At 53.9% G+C, this 18,768-nt stretch carries 20 protein-coding genes and 1 pseudogene; 10 read left to right on the forward strand and 11 right to left on the reverse strand.

Going from position 1 to position 18,768, the window contains the following annotated elements; translation table 11 throughout:
* Positions 1-13 precede the first annotated feature (13 nt).
* Together C8N30_RS04955 and C8N30_RS19270 are read right to left on the reverse strand one after the other, a co-directional pair.
* Positions 14-1,432: a dihydrolipoyl dehydrogenase family protein gene (locus C8N30_RS04955; protein ID WP_025063396.1), complete on the reverse strand. Its 1,419-nt coding sequence runs from the start codon at positions 1,430-1,432 to the stop codon at positions 14-16.
* Positions 1,433-1,444: 12 nt separating this feature from the next.
* Positions 1,445-2,116 (reverse strand): annotated as a pseudogene (locus C8N30_RS19270) (TVP38/TMEM64 family protein); the annotation flags it as partial.
* Between the two features lie 361 nt (positions 2,117-2,477).
* Between C8N30_RS19270 and rpmH the strand changes: the two are divergent.
* Genes rpmH through yidD form a run of 3 tightly spaced genes read left to right on the forward strand, consistent with a single transcriptional unit; the run spans position 2,478 to position 3,278 of the window.
* Positions 2,478-2,612, forward strand: a complete 135-nt coding sequence (gene rpmH / locus C8N30_RS04960) for a 50S ribosomal protein L34 (RefSeq protein WP_025063397.1) — start codon at positions 2,478-2,480, stop codon at positions 2,610-2,612.
* Between the two features lie 22 nt (positions 2,613-2,634).
* A complete protein-coding gene (rnpA, locus tag C8N30_RS04965) occupies positions 2,635-3,054 on the forward strand; it encodes a ribonuclease P protein component (RefSeq protein WP_025063398.1) in 420 nt (139 codons plus the stop codon).
* Positions 3,051-3,278 carry a membrane protein insertion efficiency factor YidD gene (yidD, locus tag C8N30_RS04970; RefSeq protein ID WP_084273615.1) on the forward strand — a complete coding sequence of 76 codons (228 nt, stop codon included), beginning with the start codon at positions 3,051-3,053 and terminating at the stop codon, positions 3,276-3,278. Before rnpA ends, yidD begins: the two co-directional genes overlap by 4 nt.
* A 22-nt stretch (positions 3,279-3,300) precedes the next feature.
* On the opposite strand, the gene C8N30_RS04975 is transcribed toward yidD, so the two are convergent.
* Positions 3,301-3,834, reverse strand: a complete 534-nt coding sequence (locus C8N30_RS04975) for a DUF3833 domain-containing protein (RefSeq protein WP_025063399.1) — start codon at positions 3,832-3,834, stop codon at positions 3,301-3,303.
* A gap of 71 nt (positions 3,835-3,905) precedes the next feature.
* On the opposite strand from C8N30_RS04975, the gene ttcA reads away from it, so the two are divergent.
* The 7 genes from ttcA to C8N30_RS05010 all read left to right on the forward strand — a co-directional run bounded on the left by ttcA (position 3,906) and on the right by C8N30_RS05010 (position 11,178).
* Positions 3,906-4,745: a tRNA 2-thiocytidine(32) synthetase TtcA gene (gene ttcA / locus C8N30_RS04980; protein ID WP_025063400.1), complete on the forward strand. Its 840-nt coding sequence runs from the start codon at positions 3,906-3,908 to the stop codon at positions 4,743-4,745.
* A gap of 102 nt (positions 4,746-4,847) precedes the next feature.
* The gene (locus tag C8N30_RS04985; RefSeq protein ID WP_025063401.1) at positions 4,848-6,410 is read left to right on the forward strand and encodes a putative bifunctional diguanylate cyclase/phosphodiesterase; all 1,563 of its coding nucleotides are present in this window, start codon (positions 4,848-4,850) and stop codon (positions 6,408-6,410) included.
* 119 nt (positions 6,411-6,529) lie between these two features.
* The gene (gene yidC / locus C8N30_RS04990; protein WP_025063402.1) at positions 6,530-8,359 is read left to right on the forward strand and encodes a membrane protein insertase YidC; all 1,830 of its coding nucleotides are present in this window, start codon (positions 6,530-6,532) and stop codon (positions 8,357-8,359) included.
* Positions 8,356-9,111 carry an MOSC domain-containing protein gene (locus C8N30_RS04995; RefSeq protein WP_025063403.1) on the forward strand — a complete coding sequence of 252 codons (756 nt, stop codon included), beginning with the start codon at positions 8,356-8,358 and terminating at the stop codon, positions 9,109-9,111. Before yidC ends, C8N30_RS04995 begins: the two co-directional genes overlap by 4 nt.
* Entirely contained in the window at positions 9,111-9,758 is a 648-nt protein-coding gene (gene yihA / locus C8N30_RS05000) for a ribosome biogenesis GTP-binding protein YihA/YsxC (RefSeq protein ID WP_025063404.1), read from the forward strand. The genes C8N30_RS04995 and yihA overlap by 1 nt, the downstream gene beginning before the upstream one ends.
* A 35-nt stretch (positions 9,759-9,793) precedes the next feature.
* Positions 9,794-10,657 carry an acetylglutamate kinase gene (argB, locus tag C8N30_RS05005; protein WP_025063405.1) on the forward strand — a complete coding sequence of 288 codons (864 nt, stop codon included), beginning with the start codon at positions 9,794-9,796 and terminating at the stop codon, positions 10,655-10,657.
* 26 nt (positions 10,658-10,683) lie between these two features.
* Positions 10,684-11,178, forward strand: coding sequence for a SixA phosphatase family protein (locus C8N30_RS05010; RefSeq protein ID WP_025063406.1), 495 nt, complete (start codon positions 10,684-10,686; stop codon positions 11,176-11,178).
* Between the two features lie 48 nt (positions 11,179-11,226).
* Here the strand turns inward: C8N30_RS05010 and C8N30_RS05015 are convergent, their stop codons facing one another.
* The 8 genes from C8N30_RS05015 to crcB all read right to left on the reverse strand — a co-directional run bounded on the left by C8N30_RS05015 (position 11,227) and on the right by crcB (position 18,760).
* The gene (locus tag C8N30_RS05015) at positions 11,227-11,994 is read right to left on the reverse strand and encodes an amino acid ABC transporter ATP-binding protein (protein WP_025063407.1); all 768 of its coding nucleotides are present in this window, start codon (positions 11,992-11,994) and stop codon (positions 11,227-11,229) included.
* Between the two features lie 51 nt (positions 11,995-12,045).
* Entirely contained in the window at positions 12,046-13,344 is a 1,299-nt protein-coding gene (locus tag C8N30_RS05020) for an amino acid ABC transporter permease (RefSeq protein ID WP_025063408.1), read from the reverse strand.
* A 1-nt stretch (position 13,345) separates the two neighbouring features.
* Positions 13,346-14,584, reverse strand: coding sequence for an amino acid ABC transporter permease (locus C8N30_RS05025; RefSeq protein ID WP_025063409.1), 1,239 nt, complete (start codon positions 14,582-14,584; stop codon positions 13,346-13,348).
* A gap of 143 nt (positions 14,585-14,727) precedes the next feature.
* Positions 14,728-15,744 (reverse strand): amino acid ABC transporter substrate-binding protein, encoded by a 1,017-nt coding sequence (locus C8N30_RS05030; protein ID WP_025063410.1) that lies wholly within the window; start codon positions 15,742-15,744, stop codon positions 14,728-14,730.
* 194 nt (positions 15,745-15,938) lie between these two features.
* Positions 15,939-16,652 (reverse strand): ATP12 family chaperone protein, encoded by a 714-nt coding sequence (locus C8N30_RS05035; protein WP_025063411.1) that lies wholly within the window; start codon positions 16,650-16,652, stop codon positions 15,939-15,941.
* A gap of 4 nt (positions 16,653-16,656) precedes the next feature.
* Positions 16,657-17,337: an HAD-IA family hydrolase gene (locus C8N30_RS05040; RefSeq protein WP_025063412.1), complete on the reverse strand. Its 681-nt coding sequence runs from the start codon at positions 17,335-17,337 to the stop codon at positions 16,657-16,659.
* Entirely contained in the window at positions 17,334-18,383 is a 1,050-nt protein-coding gene (locus C8N30_RS05045) for an RluA family pseudouridine synthase (RefSeq protein WP_025063413.1), read from the reverse strand. Before C8N30_RS05045 ends, C8N30_RS05040 begins: the two co-directional genes overlap by 4 nt.
* On the reverse strand, positions 18,380-18,760 hold the full coding sequence (crcB, locus tag C8N30_RS05050) for a fluoride efflux transporter CrcB (RefSeq protein ID WP_025063414.1): 381 nt from the start codon (positions 18,758-18,760) through the stop codon (positions 18,380-18,382). The genes C8N30_RS05045 and crcB overlap by 4 nt, the downstream gene beginning before the upstream one ends.
* Between the last annotated feature and the right edge of the window lie 8 nt (positions 18,761-18,768).

Below are 18,768 nucleotides of genomic sequence, written 5' to 3' on the forward strand. Positions count from 1 at the left end.
TCGCGCCGCTCCGTCATGGAACATACCGCTGAACAAAGCCGACCACACGCTTGACCAGATCACTTTCAAACAGGCGCGGGCTAAAATATGCCCCCGCCGCCCTCTTGTTGATTTCACCAATGGTCGGATAGGGCGCGACCATGGCTGCAATCTGACTCATTTTCATGTTATTAGCCAGCGCCAGCGCCCAAAGATTGATCAACTCCCCTGCCTGGTAGCCGACAATCGACGCCCCCACAGGCCGCCCTTTTACGACCATCACTTTGATAAATCCTTTGGTTTTGCGCTCCGCGATCGCACGATCATTGTGAGAGTAGTGAAAGCGTACAACTTCAAGGGCCGAGCCATGCTTTTTCTTTGCCTCGGCCTCTGTGAGCCCGACTTGCGAGAGCTCCGGATCTGTATAAGTTGCCCAAGGAATATGGGTCGTCTTAGCTTTGGACGGCAGGCCAAACAGCATCGAGCGGATGATAACCCCCGCATGGTATCCTGCCACATGGGTAAACTGTAGGCCTCCCGCCACATCACCAATCGCATAAACACGGCGATTGTTTGTACGCAGGTTGTCATCCACAGTAATTCCGTTGCGCGAAGGCTTTACCCCGCCCGCCTCAAGATCAAGCTTATCGGTGTTGGCCTTGCGACCCACTGCCATAAGCAGGTGCGAGCCTCTGAACACACGGCCATCTTTTGTCTCGACCTCGATCGCTCCGGCTTTTCCACGTACTTCCGCAGCCAGCGCATCTTCGGCAATCTCGACCCCTTCGTCCCTGAGCGAGGACAGCACCACTTCGGCCAGTTCTGGATCATCCTTGCCCAGCGCCTTGGCCCCCTCGATAACAGTAACTTTGCAGCCCATGCGAATATGCGCCTGTGCCATCTCCATGCCGATAGGCCCGCCGCCGATGATCAACAGATGCTCCGGCACCTCACGCAGATCAAACAACGTCTCGTTGGTCTCATAGGGGACATTCGCCAAACCGGGGATCGGTGGAACCAGCGGTGACGAGCCGGTGGCGATAACAATGCGTCGCGCTTTGATTATTTTATCGCCCGCCTGCACTTCCGTCGGCGAAATAAATCTACCGAATTCGCGGATCACATTGATCCCGAAACCTTCGAACCGCTCTTGACTGTCAACAGGTGCAATGGTCGCGATCACGTCATGCACATGATCCTTGGCAGCGGCGTAATCCACCGTACCCGAAGCATCTGAGACCCCGAATTGCACGCTGTGTTTCTGGGCATAAGCAGCTTTGCCAGTAGCGATCAGCGCCTTGGACGGGACGCAGCCGTAATTGAGGCAATCACCACCCATCTTGTGCCCCTCAAGCAATACCACATTAGCGCCCATCTGCGCCGCCCCCGCTGCAACAGAGAGCCCCCCTGAACCGGCGCCAATGACCAAAATATCGGTTTTTATATGTTTCATTTCAAAATTTCCTTTTTTGCCAGTCACGGCTTTGATCACGACGGGAAGCAGCGACAAGGCACAAAGCCCCAGAATTGGCAGCAGGATATGCGGCTCAAAGATAATACCGAGGTTCGGAGTTTCACCACGGGCAAAAACCTCACCAAGGCCCGCTCCGACGGAGGAATAAACCAATGAGCCGGGGATAATGCCCAAAAATGTAGAAATCACGAACCGTTGGATCGGGACACCCAGAAAAGCCGGTATCAGATTGGCCACAAAGAACGGCACCGCGGGCACCAGCCGAATGAAGAACAGCATTGACCACTGATTTTCGTCCAACCCCTTTTTAATTTTGGCCACCAACCCGTCAGAGGCTTCCATTCGGGCCTTGAGTTTGTCACCCAGCCCCATTCGTGCCGCCAGAAAAATAAATGTGGCGCCGATCGTCGCTGCGCTGACGTTGATGGCTGCGCCAAGAAATGTGCCGAACAAAAAGCCACCCGTGAGTGTCGCAATCGACGCCCCCGGCAGTGAGAATGTTACAATTAACACATAACAAAATACAAACCCAAGAACGGTCAGAGCAAAATTACTGTCGCGGAAGGCAATCAGCGCCTCCCGATTATCGCGCAACGCGTCAAAACTAATGTAATCGCGCAATGCAAAGGCGCCTACAATCGCGACAACTGCAATCAGCGCCATCGGCGCATACCGCGCAATTGCTGGCTTTCCGCCGACGATCTTGCCGGTATCCTGTGTCTTGTCTGTCATATTCCGCGCCTGAAATTGTTATCTCTTCCGACCTAGATGCGCCTTTCGCCGCCGATGCGACACCCCGCTCACGGGCGATTGATCACCTGTGTAGGATGAAGGGCCCGTTTGGGCCTTTAACGGCCAGATTGAAACATTTCTGCCCTCGCAGATGCAGATTTATTGCAGATCAAGCCCGTTTGCAGCACGGCAGGGTTTGACTTGGCCGCCGCAGGCCTTTAGGGGACAGATCTGAATTGACGCGTAACGGCGAATCCGCTGTGCGCAAACTATACTAGATGGAGACGGAGCGATGAAGCGCACCTTTCAACCCTCGAACCTCGTCCGCAAGCGTCGCCACGGCTTTCGTGCACGCATGGCAACAAAAGCAGGCCGCAAGATTATCAATGCACGACGCGCCCAAGGCCGCAAAGAGCTGAGCGCGTAATACGCACTTTAGGCTTTATTCTATGACACCGCCGGAGACGGACCAGATTGGCAAATACGCCGAAGGGTCAAGGTCTGCGGCGGATTTGTCATGTCCAATACCGACTGTCCTGACCCAGCGGCGCGATTTTCAACGCGCCTCACGCGGGCAGCGTGTCGCCATGGCGGGGTTTATCCTGCAAGCGCTGCGCAGACCTGAGGGCGAGGCAGATGGCATACGCATAGGCTATACCTGCTCTAAAAAGGTCGGCAACGCCGTGGCGCGTAACCGCGCGAAACGCCGCCTGCGTGAGGTCGCCCGCTCAAGTCTACCAAGCCTCGGCAAGTCGGGGCATGACTACGTGCTCGTCGGTCGCAATACCTCAACAGCCTCACTTCCCTTCGCACAACTCATGGCGGACATGGAAAAAGCGCTCGCTATTTTACATGGTAGCCGTAGTTGAGCCTCGTGGCGCAACTGGTCGCTATACCTGTGCGTGCCTACAGGCTCGTTTTTTCCCCTTGGGTTGGCTTCAACTGCAGGTATCAACCTACCTGTTCTGCCTATGCTCTCGAAGCATTAGAGAAACATGGCGCAGTGAAGGGCAGCTACCTTGCAGCGCGACGAATCGGACGCTGCCATCCATTTGGCGGTGACGGATATGATCCGGTCCCTGACAAAGATTAAACGGACCCCGGACTGATTGCCATCATGGCTTTTCAAAGGTGATCAGCACCTCGCCAATATCGACACCATACTTTTTCATGTAGGCGCGGTTCAGGACACGGTCGCCGCCCATATCCCACATCCAATCGTCAAAATTAACCCGCAATGTACCGTCAGGAACAGGTAGGTCGATCTTGTACTTCCAGTTAAAAGTATCGCCCCTCTCCTCCCCTTTCGCCACTCCCAGAACGCCATCGGCAGAGCCGGTCCATGTCTGGTCTGCAACGATCGGCCCTGTCTTTTTCAAACGCCATATCCTCTGCTCTGTGGTGCCTTCGGCATAGACGAAATCCTCAACCAGCGTCAAAGTCTCGCCGTCCCATTTACCGGTAACAACCACATCGAATCGTCGCCGTACGGTCCCAAACACATCCTGAAACTGCCCTTTGGCGACCACACGACCATCAAAAAACTCCTCAAGGTTAAAATCGGTCAACGAGAGCTTTTCATCCTCCAGCGCAGGTTTACCAACGCAAGCACCCAACATCATCGCAGCCGCAAAAATCATAACTCGCATGGTTATACTCCAAAGCCTTTCGGTAGGAGATAACCTGATATAGAAAAAATCAATTGCTACAGGAGCGACACATGCTGGACCACCCTGACGAAATTCATCCGCTTTTCTACGGCGCGCCCCGTACAATTGCGTTCAAAAAGCTCCGCAAGCGTATCGTGCGCCAAACCCGCGAGGCAATGGACCAATACGGCATGATCGAACCCGGGACGAAGTGGCTTGTGTGTCTGTCAGGTGGTAAAGACAGCTATACACTCCTCGCAGTTCTGCACGAATTGAAATGGCGCGGGTTGCTGCCTGTCGAGTTGCTCGCATGCAATCTGGATCAGGGTCAGCCCGGATTTCCCGCCACTATCCTGCCCGAATTTCTGGACAAAATGGGCGTTCCGCACCGCATAGAGTACAAAGACACCTACTCAATCGTTATGGATAAAATTCCGCAGGGTCGGACATTTTGTGCACTTTGCTCACGACTGCGGCGGGGAAATCTCTACCGCATCGCCCGCGAGGAAGGATGCTCCGCCGTGGTATTGGGTCATCACCGTGATGACATGCTCGAGACATTTTTCATGAACCTGTTCCACGGTGGACGCTTGGCAACAATGCCGCCGAAGCTGCTGAACGAAGAGGGCGATTTGTTTGTCTACCGTCCTTTGGCACACGTGGCAGAGGAGGATTGTGAACGTTTCACAGCTGCCATGAATTACCCTATCATTCCCTGTGATTTGTGCGGCTCGCAGGACGGCCTGCAGCGCCAACAAGTGAAGGCGATACTTGACGGGTGGGAACGCAACAGCCCGGGCCGTCGCCAGATCATGTTCCGGGCACTCTCGAATGCACAGCCTTCGCACCTTTTGGATCCAACCTTGTTTGATTTCGCGGGCTTGATGCGTGATCCCGAAAATTTAACATAATCTCGGTCAATGAATCATAGATCCGTTAACCAGCGGTTTGGATGATTCTCGCTAAGGTGAACACACCAGAGCGTATGGACGCACTGGATCGGAGGGTCACCAGTGCCGAACAGACGTCAAAAATCCAGCACAGCGAAATCTCTGGTGCTTAAGGGGCCGATCGCGAATTTGCTCATCGGGCCTCCGGCGCTTGCTTTTGTTCCTGCTTTTTCCCTTGCTGCATTTTGGTTCGGGGGAGAAGGGGCATTGCTTGTCGCTGCAGCATTGGTTCCGGCCGCCTATCTGATTTTCGGTGGCATCGGCGCGATAGCGGATAACATCAAAACTAATCCGTTCGACAAAAACGGAGTATTGGCGCGCGCCGCCATGGTTGAGAAATGCGACACCATCGCGGCAGAGGCGGACGAAACCGGGCTACTCTCGTGTATCCATATTATTGAAATTGTCAGCTTTCCCGATCTCTTGGAGCGCTTCGGGACTGAAGCAGGGGAAACCGTAATCGCGCGAATGGCGGAGCGGTTAACCGGTGTGATGCGCGATGGTGATACAATCGGCCAGCTCGGCGATGCACGATTTGCGGTGTGCACCAGTCCGGTTAGACAATTATCGTTGGAGCTTTGCATTCAAATGGCAGGGCGGCTTCAGACTGTCGCGGAGGAGCCTTATTCAATCGACGGTACAGTAATATACACCGACGTCTGCATAGGATTCTGTCAGCATTCCCTTGCGCCCGTGAACAGTTCGGGTGAATGGCTTGAGGCGGCCCACGTTGCCTTGCGCAGCGCGCAAGCAAACGGTGCATCGAGCATTCGCGCCTATTCCGATCAGATGCATCAGGATCGTACAATTCGCCGCGCTCTGAACGAGGATGTGGTTGCAGCCTTGGATAGCGGCGAAATTACGCCTTGGTTCCAACCTCAACTGTGCACCGATACAGGACGCATTACAGGTTTTGAGGCACTGGCACGCTGGACGCATCCCGTCCGAGGAGTCATCTCACCTGCTGAGTTTCTTCCTGCTGTCGAGGCAGCAAACCTGCTTGAGCGTTTGGCAGAAGTTATGATGTATCACAGCTTTCGGGCCCTCAAGGAGTGGGATGCCGAGGGATTAGTTATTCCCCAAGTCGGCGTAAATTTCACTAGTTCGGACCTCAGCAATCCGCGCTTGTTGGAGAAGATAAAATGGGATCTCGACCGGTTTGAACTCACACCGGAGAGACTGGCCGTCGAAGTTTTGGAAACCGTTATCGCAAGCAATGCCAACGACATGATAACTCGTAACATTAATGCATTGGGGAAGCTGGGGTGTCGTATCGATCTTGACGATTTCGGCACGGGCAACGCGTCGATTTCCTCAATCCGCCGGTTTTCAGTCAGCCGGATCAAAATTGATCGCAGTTTTGTCATGAAGGCTGACCGTGATCCCGAGCAACAGCGCATGATCAGCGCAATCCTCACGATGGCAGAGAGATTGCAGGTCGAAACTTTGGCAGAAGGGGTAGAGACAGTGGGCGAACATGTCCTATTGGCCCAACTTGGCTGTGATCATGTACAGGGATTTGGCATTGCGCGGCCTATGCCCTTTAACCAGACGATTGATTGGATCACCAAGCACAATACAAAGCTTCGAGATGTCCCCCAAATCATGCAAACGCGTCAAAAATAGGCTTCATCAAGCCAAGAATACATGGGGCAAACTAACCCTACTACCCGAATCCGCTTGACCTTTGACCGAACCCGTTGTGTACCCAGCGGACAGTTTTCAGACATCAGGTGGCCAGACGAATGGACAACGATCAGAACAAAAATCTCATCATTGCAACAGCGCTAAGCTTTGTCGTGATCCTTGTGTGGTTCGTGCTTTTTCCGCCACCGGAGCCTGAAACCCAGATCGAGGGAACAGTCACATCGCAAACTGCACCTGTTGGAGAGTCTCTTACAACGCCGACTGCTGATGCACCCGCAGTTGTTCCCGAAGCAACCGCGACGCCGGAGACGGCTAACAGCGCACTGGCAAATGCGCCCCGCGTGCGGATTGAAACACCACGCGTGAGCGGGTCTCTTTCACTTCTGGGCGGTCGAATTGATAAGCTGTCGCTAAACGACTACACCACATCCCTAGAGGATAATGCAACGATCGTTGAAATCCTGTTTCCGGCCACAGAACCTAATGCACAGTATGCTTTGCACGGATGGGCTGCTGATACAGGCGTTGAAGCCTCAGGAGTGCCAGGGCCTAATACCCCTTGGGAACTAACAAGTGGCGAGATACTGGGCGTGGATACGCCAGTAACCCTCACTTGGGACAATGGCTCAGGCCTTTTGTTCTCGAAACAGATCGCAATTGATGACCAGTTCATGTTCACTATCACGCAATCTGTCGAAAACACGAGCAATGCATCGGCAACAATGGCCCCGTACGCTATCCTCGCGCGTCATGGCATACCAACTGATCTGAAAAACTTCTTTATTCTTCATGAGGGCCTCGTCGCCATGACGGACGGTGAATACTCCGAAACCGATTGGGACAAGATGCCGGAGTTTGAATTCAACCAGCGCGCAGGTGCGCGGACGGATGAACGCCAGATTACAGAAAACGGTTGGATCGGCTTTACTGATCACTATTGGATGAGTGTTCTTGTTCCACAGCAAGGCACCGCATTCAAATCAGTCGCTAAATACGATGAACGCCGCGACATTTACCAGACGGAAGCCCTAAGTCCGATCCAAACCGTTGAACCGGGGCAGACTATTTCGAACACCACCCAGTTTTTTGCAGGCGCAAAGGAATGGGACATTCTCAAATCCTACGAAGATCAGGGCGTCTACAACTTTATTGACGCAATCGACTGGGGTTGGTTTGCCTTCCTGACCAAGCCGATTTTCTGGCTCTTGCACCAGTTTAACTTACTCATCGGCAATATGGGCATCGCCATTGTCGCGCTTACTTTATTGATAAAGGCACTTCTTTTCCCGCTTGCCTACAAGTCCTACGTGTCTATGGCGAAGATGAAAGAGCTTCAGCCAAAAATGGAGAAGCTCAAGGAAGAGGCTGGTGACGACAAGCAGAAAATGCAGCAGGGGATGATGGCTCTCTACAAGAAAGAAAAGGTAAATCCGGCCGCTGGCTGCTTGCCAATCCTAATGCAGATCCCGATATTTTTCTCTCTCTACAAAGTAATTTTTGTTACGATCGAGTTGCGTCATGCTCCGTTCTTTGGCCCGTTTCAGGATCTTAGCGCACCTGATCCAACATCAATCTTTAACTTTTATGGCCTTTTGCCTTGGGGCGTGCCGGATGCAGGTAGCATCATGGCGTTGGTGTTTATCGGCATCCTGCCGTTGCTGTTGGGCATTTCCATGTGGCTCCAGCAAAAACTCAATCCAGCGCCCACTGACCCTACTCAGCAAATGATCTTTGCATGGATGCCATGGGTTTTCATGTTCATGCTGGGCGGTTTCGCCTCTGGCCTTGTTGTATACTGGATCGCTAACAATACTATCACTTTTACCCAGCAATACCTGATCATGCGTAGTCAGGGCTACAAGCCCGACTTACTCGGCAACATCAAAGGTGGCTTCGGGCGCAAGTCAAAAGCAGAGCCGAAAAAGTGATAGAGGTCGCGGCGCTATGGCGCCACCCGATCAAAAGCCACGGGCGTGAGGCGCTGGAGCGTGTCACGCTATTAGCAGGCAAGACGATGCCGTGGGACCGATTCTGGGCCGTTACGCACAGCGCAACCAAATTTGATCCGCGTACAGCCCGATGGATGCCATGTGGTAATTTCATGCTAGGTGCGCGGGTGCCCGCCCTCGCCGCAATATGGGCAAGCCTGGACGAAGAAAGCCGCAGTATTACCTTGAGACATCAGGCGCTTGATGATTTGCAGTTTTGCCCCGATGATCCGGTGGGTATCGCAGAGTTTCTGGCGTGGATTGCTCCACTTTGCCCCGAGGGCCGGAACAGACCCCATTCTATTGTGAGCGCTGAAGGGCGCGGAATGACCGACAGCGCCTTTCCGTCAATCTCAATTATGAGCATGGCGAGCCATTCAGCAGTTGCGGATGCTTTGGGGGTGGATCTCAAAACGGCGCGTTGGCGCGGAAACATCTGGCTTGCCGGTCTACCCGCGTGGGAAGAACATAATTGGATGGACCGCGATATCCGCATCGGAAAAGCCATCCTGCGCGTCCGTGAACGAATAAAACGGTGTACTGTGACAAATACCAATCCAACGACGGGTCTGCGCGATACGGACACGTTAGCCACCTTGAAGAGCGTGTTCGGGCATCAGGACTTTGGCGTTTATGCTGAAGTCATCGAAACTGGTGAAATTTCACTCGGCGCAAAAGCGGAGCTTGTCTGATGCAATTATCTTTTCCCCTCGCAGAAGAACCGGATGCCCAGACACTGGAGCGGGGACGACTGCTGTTTGCCGGTCAAACCGAATTTGTGAAAGGTGTCGTTGCGATGTCTGGCCTGCCAGAGGCCGACCGCCTTGAGGTCTGTTTTGCAGGCCGTTCAAATGTCGGAAAATCCACCCTCATTAATGCATTGACGGGCATGAAGGCTCTTGCACGCGCCTCCAACACGCCCGGACGCACACAGGAGATAAACTACTTCACTGCGGGTGATTTCTATCTGGTCGATCTTCCCGGCTATGGTTATGCAAATGCCCCCCTCCCCATTGTCGAAAAGTGGCAACGGTTACTCAAGCAGTTCCTACAAGGACGGCAAACCCTGCGCCGTGCCTTTGTCCTGATCGATGCACGCCATGGCGTAAAGTCCGTAGACGATGAGATCATGAGCCTGCTAGACAGTGCAGCCGTGACGTTCCAAGCTGTCCTGACAAAAGCTGACAAAGTGAAGGAAGTCGAACGCGAAAAGATCCTCCATCAAGTACGTGGTGCGCTTGCCAAGCATCCTGCTGCCTATCCTGAAATTATTTTGACTTCTTCAGAAAAAGGCTGGGGTATTCCAACACTACGCTCTGTCATTGCCACGCTCGAATAAGCGCCTATGATCCCTATAAAAACGGGATCACGAGAATGAGAAAACAAGAAATGAACCGCGACTGGGCCGCCACTGCCGCTACATTGTCACAAGCGCTGCCCTACATGCAGCGCTATAACGACGCTACTGTTGTAATAAAGCTGGGCGGCCACGCCATGGGCAGCGACGAGGCAATGGTAGAGTTTGCCCGTGACGTCGTTCTAATGCGGCAAGTTGGGGTAAACCCTGTGATCGTGCATGGCGGCGGGCCAATGATCAATGACATGCTCAAGCGCCTCAATATTAAATCCGAATTCGTAAATGGCAAGCGTGTGACAGATGCCGCCACCATGGAAGTGGTCGAAATGGTGTTGTCTGGTCTGGTCAATGCAAAAATTGTGCAGGCGATTTCCGAGCAAGGAGGTCGCGCTGTTGGCGTCTCGGGTAAGGACAGTGGCCTCATCATCTGCGAGGCAGAAGATCCTGCTCTGGGACTTGTGGGAAAACCCACAAAGGTTAATCCGCGATTGCTGCTTGATATGGCCGATAAAGAGCTGATTCCTGTCATTGCTCCGTTGGGGATGGGAATGAATGGCGAGACGTTTAACATAAACGGAGATACCGCCGCCGGGGCCATCGCTGCTGCGCTCAAGGCTGACCGTCTACTGCTGCTAACGGATGTGTCAGGCGTGAAAAATGCCGCGGGCGAGGTTCTCACCGAGCTTACGTCAACTCAAATCAAGGAAATGACAGCAGACGGAACGATTGCCGGCGGAATGATCCCGAAGACGCAAACCGCCCTCGATGCTTTGGCAGCGGGGGTGCGGGCAACCGTTATTCTCGACGGTCGTGCACCAAATGCATGTCTCTTGGAGCTCTTCACAGAGCACGGTGCAGGCTCAATCATTCGCTCCGCCTGACCTTTTCGGAATGTGAACATGACACGATGAAGCGCCTTATCCTCATGCGCCACGCCAAGTCGGACTGGTCGGATCCTATGACCACCGACCACGAACGTGGCCTGAATGCACGCGGCATTGCCAGCGCAAAAGCGTTGGGCCGCTGGCTGGAGGAACATAAATTGATGCCGGATCTGGTTCTATGTTCCGACGCGACGCGCACGCGTGAAACGCTCGCACTTTTGAATTTAAGCTCTGCGGAGAAGGCATTCAGTCGTGAACTCTATCTTGCCGAACCAGACGTGATGTTGCGGCTCGTGATGCAGCAAACGGCAGATTGTATGATGATTGTCGCTCATAATCCTGGCATTGCAATGCTCGCGGCTTCTCTCCCAAGCGATGAACCGGATCATGACGAATTTGATACCTACCCAACGGGGGCGACGCTCGTTGTGGAGTTTGACATCGGAACATGGCGAGAGATAGCCTTGAACACCGGATCACTCGCACACTTCACGGTCCCAAGGGACATTATGCGCTAAGGGCGAGGTCATCCCCCGCCCTTTTGCTAAACTAGAATTTCAAAGACTTTAGTGACCCAAAATCTGGCTCAGAAACAGCTGCGTACGCGGGCTCTGCGGATTGTTGAAGAACTCTTCAGGCTCGTTCTGCTCAACAATCTGGCCATGATCCATAAAGATAACACGGTTAGCGACCTGACGGGCAAAGCCCATCTCGTGCGTAACACAGATCATCGTCATACCTTCCTCGGCAAGCTCGATCATCGTGTCGAGTACCTCCTTGATCATCTCAGGATCAAGCGCGGATGTAGGCTCGTCGAACAACATGATCCGAGGTTTCATACACAGTGAACGGGCGATGGCCACGCGCTGTTGCTGACCACCGGACAACTGACCGGGAAATTTGTCCGCCTGATCGGGAATTTTTACCTTTTCGAGATAATGCATCGCAATCGCTTCAGCTTCTTTCTTGGGTGTTTTGCGAACCCAGATCGGAGCAAGTGTGAGATTGTCGAGAATGCTCAGATGCGGAAACAGGTTAAAGTGCTGAAAGCACATGCCAACCTCAGAACGAATCTTATCGATGTTTTTGAGGTCAGAGGACAGCAAAGTGCCATCAACTTCAATCGATCCCTTCTGGTGCTCTTCGAGAGCATTAATGCACCGGATCAGGGTAGACTTTCCCGACCCCGAGGGCCCGCATACAACGATACGCTCCCCTTGGTATACCGTCAGGTCAATATCGCGCAGCACGTGGAACGTGCCGTACCATTTGTTCATATTCTGGATCGAAATCGCGACTTGGTCGGACACTTGCATCTTTGCGGATTCAGCCATGGCCTAACTCTCCTTGTTTAATACGCTATCGTTTACGCTTCTTGGGCGCGATTAGCGGTGATCAGTCGCAAGCCGGCGTTCAAGCCACTGCGAATATTGCGAAATGCCGTAACACACGACAAAGAACAAAACGGCGGCAAATCCCAGCAACTCCCAATAAACGCCGTTCCAATCAGTAGAGGCGAGGATGGGGCCACGGATCATGCCAACGAGGTCAAACATCGAGATAACAGAGACCAATGTTGTATCCTTGAACAGGCCAACGGCGATGTTCACGATACCAGGAATTGAAATCTTGAGGGCCTGCGGTAGAATGATCAGGCGCATTGATTGCGCATAATCAAGGCCGAGACTGTTGGCAGCCTCATATTGCCCTTTAGGCAAGGCCGCCAGGCCGCCGCGGATCACCTCGGCGATATAGGCGGCAGAGAAGAACGTGATCATGATAACCACCCGAAGGAACAGATCGACCGTCGCTTCAGGAGGAAAGAAATACGCCAACATCACGCTTGCTACAAACAGCAGCGTAATCAGCGGCACGCCGCGAATGAACTCGATAAAGACGACACAAATCCATTTGATCAAAGGCATTGAGCTTTGACGACCCAACGCCAGCGCAATCCCAAGCGGGATTGAAAGCGAGACACAGGTAAGACCCAGCATGAGGTTGAGCATGAAGCCGCCCAGATCACGAGAGGGCACAGAGCCCAAAAGTGGCATATCGGGTGCGATGGTGGGTACAATGAGCCCCCCAAGGTACCATACGACCGCCGCAGCAAAAACCCCGCCGAAGAAGCCTAAGGCAAAGTTCTGAGCCACAAAGCGAGCGTAAAAGATGTATCCCGCGATGAAACCCAGCAGAGCAAAAATCGGAGTCCAGACCGTCCCGCCCCAAATCAGCCAATAAGCAATGAACGGAAACAGGGCCGTAAAAATAAGCAGTTTCCGTGGCAGGTCAAAAAATAACACTGGTGCCAATGCAAAGAACATCAGCACAAGCGCTACAGTAGGGCGCCAATAAAATTCAGAAGGGTATTTGAACCCGAATAGCAACTGGTTCCAACGTTCAGTCAGAACCGAAAAGCACGCGGCAGACTTTCCCTGCAAGATTTCGCGGCATTCCGAAAGCGACGAAGTGGTCCAAAGCCCCCCCAGTATCCACGGCAACGTGGACGTCAGGAGCAGGAAAATCACATAGGCCGCTGCAACCGTCAGCAATGCGTTGGGCCATGTGGCGAACAAATTATCGCGCATCCACTTGACTGGGCCAGCTGCACTCGATGGTGCAGGCTGTTGCTCGATGTCAGTTGTACGTACGAAGGCTACAGAATGTTCATGTGTATCTGACATCTCAGCGCTCCTTCAATTTCATCGAGTTATTATAAACGTTCATCACGGCAGAGATCGACAGCGAGATAAAGAGGTAAAAAGCCATCAATAGAAGGACGCATTCGATCGCCCGCCCCGTCTGGTTAAGCGTGATACCACCCAGCGTAGCCGTGACGTCAGCATAGCCTACCGCGATCGCCAGCGACGAGTTTTTGGTAATATTGAGGTATTGCGAGATCAGCGGCGGAATAATGACGCGCAACGCTTGGGGGAGTACAACAAGGCTCATTACCCGATTGGGGCGAATACCTAAAGCAGCAGCAGCTTCGGTCTGGCCCTTGGATACGGCCTGAATACCTGCGCGAACGTTTTCAGCAATAAAGGCACCGGTATAAACCGACAGTGCAAGCCAGAGCGCGATCAAAGGACCCCCGATCTTGATACCACCGGAAAAATTGAAGCCGGTTAGCTCCGGCATTTGCCAGCTCAGGCCAAGAATCAGGCACATGATGACGATCGGCGCGAACCAAAGGGCAAGATTAGTCCAGAGCGTATTGGGACGAATGCCTGTTTCTTCCTGCGTCCGGTTTGCACGCGCAGTTACAAATCGTGTTGCAAAGAATGATCCTACCAGCGTGGCAATTATCAGCACCCAATTAAAGATGCTCCCATCAGCGCCGCCAATGCCGCGCGTAAAATAGGGACCCGGAATATAAACTCCCCGATTTGTGAAGGCGAACATATCCAGCAACATTGATGATGTGGCATCATCGCCGCGAAAATCACGCGGGCTTGGCATGACGGCGGTCATGATGGTGAAAATGATAATGATCCAGATCAGAACCGGAATATTTCGGAAAATCTCTACATAAACTGCCATCAACTTGCGCACGAGCCAATTGTTGGACAAACGAAGCACACCTGCGAGCACGCCGAGGACTGTCGCGGTGAGGCAGGCCATAAAAGCCACCAGAAGTGTGTTCAGAATACCTACAATCGCCGCACTCAGGTTCGAAGACTGACTTGTATAAGGGATCAGCGTTTGATTGATGTCGTATCCGGCAGAACTGCCCAGAAACGAGAACGAAATATTCAAACCCGCAGCCCGCAAATTCGCAGCAAGGTTGGAGTAAAGATAGGCCAGTGCCAATGCGAGCAAAAGCGCCGCTACGACCTGCAAGGTCATTGACCGGTACCTCGTGTCGTTCAACAGCATAGAAAGCTGGAACGAGCCCTTTGGCGGGTCCGAGAGTGTCGACATTTGATGTATCCCCGTTGTCCCGATTTATTTGATCATGCGTCTTTTGACGTCAGTATCGGGTCATTTATTTGGTCGTGTAGGTAATAGTATTTTGATGTTTGCGCAAAGGGCGCGGTAATTTCCGCGCCCTTTGGCAGTTCTACTTAACGGAACGGTGGCGAATAAAGCAGGCCGCCGTTTGTCCACTGTGCGTTCAGACCACGCGCCAGACCAATTGGTGTTTCTTCGCCAAGGTTCTTGGCAAAGATTTCGCCGTAGTTGCCCTGAGTTTCGATCGCGCGCTTGGCCCAATCTGCATCCAGACCCATCATCGCGCCAAGGTCACCTTCGGTGCCCAGCAGACGTGCTACTTCTGGGTTTGTTGTCGAAGCAACCATTTCGGCCACGTTTGCCGATGTGACGCCCAGCTCTTCTGCGGTGATCAGCGCGTTCATTGTCCACATGACAATATCGCCCCATTCGTTGTCACCGTGACGTACGAGCGGACCAAGTGGCTCTTTGGAGATGATTTCTGGCAACAGAACGTGATCGCCAGGCGCTTCGAATGTGGCGCGCGATGCGGCCAGACCGGAAGCGTCGGTTGTGTAAGTGTCACACGCGCCGGCGAGGTACTGCTGGATTGCTTCAGCGTTTGTCTCGATTGGCACCGGCTCGTAAGAGATGTTGTTCGCACGGAAGAAGTCGGCGAGGTTCAGCTCGGTTGTGGTACCGGTCTGGATACAGACGGTCGCACCATCAAGATCTTTGGCGGATGACACACCCAATGCTTTGGGGACAAGGAAACCTTGGCCATCATAGTAGTTCACGCCAACGAAATCAAACTTGAGATCTGTATCGCGGGACATTGTCCACGTCGTGTTACGCGCCAGCACGTCAATCTCGCCCGAGGACAGAGCAGTGAAGCGGGTTTTACCTGTTGTTGGCACGAACTCAACAGCTGTTGCGTCGCCCAGAACAGCAGCAGCAACCGCACGGCAAATTGCAACGTCAAAGCCTTCCCATTCGCCACTTGCGTTTGGCGCAGCGAAACCCACAAGGCCGGTTGTCACACCACAGTTCAGTTTGCCGCGTGCTTTCACATCGTCAAGCGTTGCCGCACCGGCAGCACCAGCGGTAAGACCGGCGACTGTGAGTGCGCCGAAAATAATTGATTTGTTCATTTTAACCTCTTCCTGATTTTCCGCCACTTTCGGGCGGATAAAACCGGTACGTTGCACACCGGCGGTGATACTTTGTAAGTTTACCCTACATCGTGGCGGTGAGTGTGTGCGGATTCCGTCATGAAGGTCAAGGGTTTCAGCATTGAAACCGATACAGTTGAATAGGCTGACCCAGCGTAAAGCCTAATTTGGGGCTATTCCGCCTGAGAGAGATCAAACATATGCTTTGCGTGGATAAATGCGTCCCTTTTGAGGACCGCTAAAGCCGTTGCATCCTCGTCTTCACCCCATTGCTCTTCCTGCCAAAGCTCGTCGAGTCGCGAAATTGTCCACAAATCGATCGCGGGCTTTGCGTCCAGCGTAGCAGCGAAGCCCAGCACAAGAGAGCCGGAAAGACTCACCAGATCGTGGAATGCCGCCAGCTCGAAAGCATTCAGAGCATGTGTGCGTTGGTATAGCTTCTTTATTGCGTCGTCGTCTTGAGGCTGGTGCATGATACCTGTGCGCGTTTCCAGCCGCACAGCCAAAACCTCCGCGGCCCAATCAAGCATCGGGTTCCAGATCGCGTTTTGCCGCGCAACCAACTCTTCGGGCGTGTCTGCACGGTAGCACAATAAATCGCTGTCACCGTATGCTGCCAGCATATCCGCTACTTCGGCATGCTGCACGCTGACCTTGTCAATGGCAGCATTGGCCGTTTTTGTGACTGGCATTGTGTTAGGATTGATAATGTCCACCTGCGAATCCCATTCGATGGCAATAGCATGCGCCATAGCACGGGTTGGCACCCTCAGGGGCTGCTTAGCAGGCGTCTTGACCCCGCGCCCGTCCAGTTCAACCGCAAATCCACCGTCTGCCTCAGTCACTGACGCAGCTTTCCAGAACCGCTTTGCTTTCCAGTCAGCCATCTGTCTATCCTTTGAATATCCGGTCCAGCAGCACTGGCAGCGCATCGAACCGGTCAATCATGTGCTGAGCCGCCGTCAGCCGCGTCGCCGGATGATAGCCCCAGCGCACCCCGATACCCGTAATTCCCGCCGCCTGTGCCATTTCCATATCAAAACTTGTATCGCCGACCATAACCGCGTTTTTTGCCTGTACGCCCGCCTCCTCCAACGCCGCTGACAGCATTGCGGGATGCGGTTTGGAAGGGTGAAAATCTGCGACCTGCTGGGTCACAAACATCCCTTGCAGTCCATGCGCCTCGATCAGCTTATCAAGACCGCGCCGCGACTTTCCGGTGGCGACCCCAAGAACGATGTCCGGCCTTGCATGCAGATGTTCGAGTACCTCGCGCGCCTGCGGATAGAAAGGCGAGGAGAGCACGGCGCCCTGATCGGCCCGCAATGCCATGTAGGCATCCTTATACCCCTGCACCAGCCGCGCCTGCGTATCGGCGTCTGCTTCTGGGGCCAATTCGCGCATGAGCACGTCGAGTGAAAGGCCAACCACACTCAGAACCTGATCACGTGCCGGCGTCACCATTCCTTGGCCATCGAACGCAAGCTGCATCGCACCCAAGATATCCGCCTGGCTGTCCACCAATGTGCCGTCCACGTCGAATATCACCAACCGTAGTGGTGTCGCGCTCATCCCCATGTTTCCCCGAACGGGTCATCAGGTGCAAATTTTGTCTGCCATGCGAAGGTATCCCAGGTGCGCTGCATGTGTTCGGGCAACGGTGCAACCAGATTAAGCATCGCCTTGGTCGAAGGATGCTGGATTGTGATACTTCGCGCATGCAGGTGGAGCTTTTTCGAGATATCCCCCCCCAGTTGCGCGCCCCAACCATCACCCATATTTTCCTGACCGGAGCCACCATACTTGCCGTCGCCGACAATCGGATGTCCGATTTCGGCCATATGAACGCGCAGCTGGTGTGTGCGGCCTGTGACAGGGCTCAGCGCCATCCATGCCGCTCGTGTTCCAACCTGTTCCAAAACGGTGTAGTCCGTGGTTGCACGCTTGGCTCCTTCGGTGTCGTCAATATCACGCGGGTGTACGGCGTACATCTTTTCGCCCTCGCCGCGCGCACCGTGGCCCGCAGCCTTGACCAGACCAAACTTGATTGTGCCATCGCGTGGATGCGGCGCACCTGCGACAACAGCCCAGTAAACCTTGCGCGTTTCACGGTGACGGAAATTCGCTGTCAGCGCTTTTGCCGCCTCACGTGTGCGCGCCAGCACCAGTACGCCGGAGGTATCTTTATCCAAACGGTGCACGAGTCGCGGCTTTTCATCCAGATCGAACATCAGCGCCTCGGCGAGCGCATCCACATGCCGCTCTCCCTGCCCCGATCCACCTTGCACAGGCAATCCCGGCGGCTTGTTTAGCGCGATAACGTGGTCATCGCGGTAGATCACGCAGGCGCGGATCATTTTTGCCTCTGCATCGGTCACGGTTGTCCGCTTCGTTGGCGGCGGCGCATCTCCTGTGGGCAGAGGCGGAATACGGATCTCCTGACCAACCTCGACGCGGGTCGAGCCTTTTACCCGCCCGCCGTTCACACGGATTTCGCCCTTGCGGCACATCTTTTCGATGCGGCCCTGAGGGATCTGTGGAAAAACACGTTTGAACCAACGGTCCAGCCGCTGGTCTCCGTCGCCTTCAGCAACCGTAATCATTTGTACCTGGCTCATGCCAATACCCCTCTGGCGATCCACAGCCCCAACATTAGTCCACCGATACTCAGCCCGACAGACAGAAACACATATGCCCCTGCCGCCCCGATCTGGCCCCGCTCCATCAGCGCCACCGTTTCCAGCGAGAAAGCCGAAAAAGTGGTGAAGCCGCCGAGGATACCGGTCATCACAAACGGCCCGAAATGGGTCAGGCCCTTTTGCGCTGCGACCACGACAAAGATCCCCATTAGAAACGAGCCGACGATATTGACCGACAGCACCGCAACCGGAAACTCGGCTGGCCCCGTCAGGCGCAATACGCCAACACCCGCCATGTAGCGACATGCTGCACCGATAGCACCGCCCAGAGCGACAAGAGAAACAGTTGTGATCATGTTGCTCC

Source organism: Sulfitobacter guttiformis (genome assembly GCF_003610455.1).
Classification (GTDB): Bacteria; Pseudomonadota; Alphaproteobacteria; order Rhodobacterales; family Rhodobacteraceae; genus Sulfitobacter; species Sulfitobacter guttiformis.

Bases quoted from the DNA above. Each gene is read 5' to 3' on its own strand.
- crcB (WP_025063414.1), bottom strand. From the start codon at position 18,760: ATGATCACAACTGTTTCTCTTGTCGCTCTGGGCGGTGCTATCGGTGCA.
- C8N30_RS04955 (WP_025063396.1), bottom strand. From the start codon at position 1,432: ATGAAACATATAAAAACCGATATTTTGGTCATTGGCGCCGGTTCAGGG.
- C8N30_RS05010 (WP_025063406.1), top strand. From the start codon at position 10,684: ATGAAGCGCCTTATCCTCATGCGCCACGCCAAGTCGGACTGGTCGGAT.
- C8N30_RS05025 (WP_025063409.1), bottom strand. From the start codon at position 14,584: ATGTCGACACTCTCGGACCCGCCAAAGGGCTCGTTCCAGCTTTCTATG.
- rnpA (WP_025063398.1), top strand. From the start codon at position 2,635: ATGACACCGCCGGAGACGGACCAGATTGGCAAATACGCCGAAGGGTCA.
- ttcA (WP_025063400.1), top strand. From the start codon at position 3,906: ATGCTGGACCACCCTGACGAAATTCATCCGCTTTTCTACGGCGCGCCC.
- yihA (WP_025063404.1), top strand. From the start codon at position 9,111: ATGCAATTATCTTTTCCCCTCGCAGAAGAACCGGATGCCCAGACACTG.
- C8N30_RS04975 (WP_025063399.1), bottom strand. From the start codon at position 3,834: ATGCGAGTTATGATTTTTGCGGCTGCGATGATGTTGGGTGCTTGCGTT.
- C8N30_RS05020 (WP_025063408.1), bottom strand. From the start codon at position 13,344: ATGTCAGATACACATGAACATTCTGTAGCCTTCGTACGTACAACTGAC.
- argB (WP_025063405.1), top strand. From the start codon at position 9,794: ATGAGAAAACAAGAAATGAACCGCGACTGGGCCGCCACTGCCGCTACA.
- C8N30_RS05045 (WP_025063413.1), bottom strand. From the start codon at position 18,383: ATGAGCCAGGTACAAATGATTACGGTTGCTGAAGGCGACGGAGACCAG.
- C8N30_RS05035 (WP_025063411.1), bottom strand. From the start codon at position 16,652: ATGGCTGACTGGAAAGCAAAGCGGTTCTGGAAAGCTGCGTCAGTGACT.
- C8N30_RS05030 (WP_025063410.1), bottom strand. From the start codon at position 15,744: ATGAACAAATCAATTATTTTCGGCGCACTCACAGTCGCCGGTCTTACC.
- C8N30_RS05040 (WP_025063412.1), bottom strand. From the start codon at position 17,337: ATGAGCGCGACACCACTACGGTTGGTGATATTCGACGTGGACGGCACA.
- C8N30_RS05015 (WP_025063407.1), bottom strand. From the start codon at position 11,994: ATGGCTGAATCCGCAAAGATGCAAGTGTCCGACCAAGTCGCGATTTCG.
- rpmH (WP_025063397.1), top strand. From the start codon at position 2,478: ATGAAGCGCACCTTTCAACCCTCGAACCTCGTCCGCAAGCGTCGCCAC.
- yidC (WP_025063402.1), top strand. From the start codon at position 6,530: ATGGACAACGATCAGAACAAAAATCTCATCATTGCAACAGCGCTAAGC.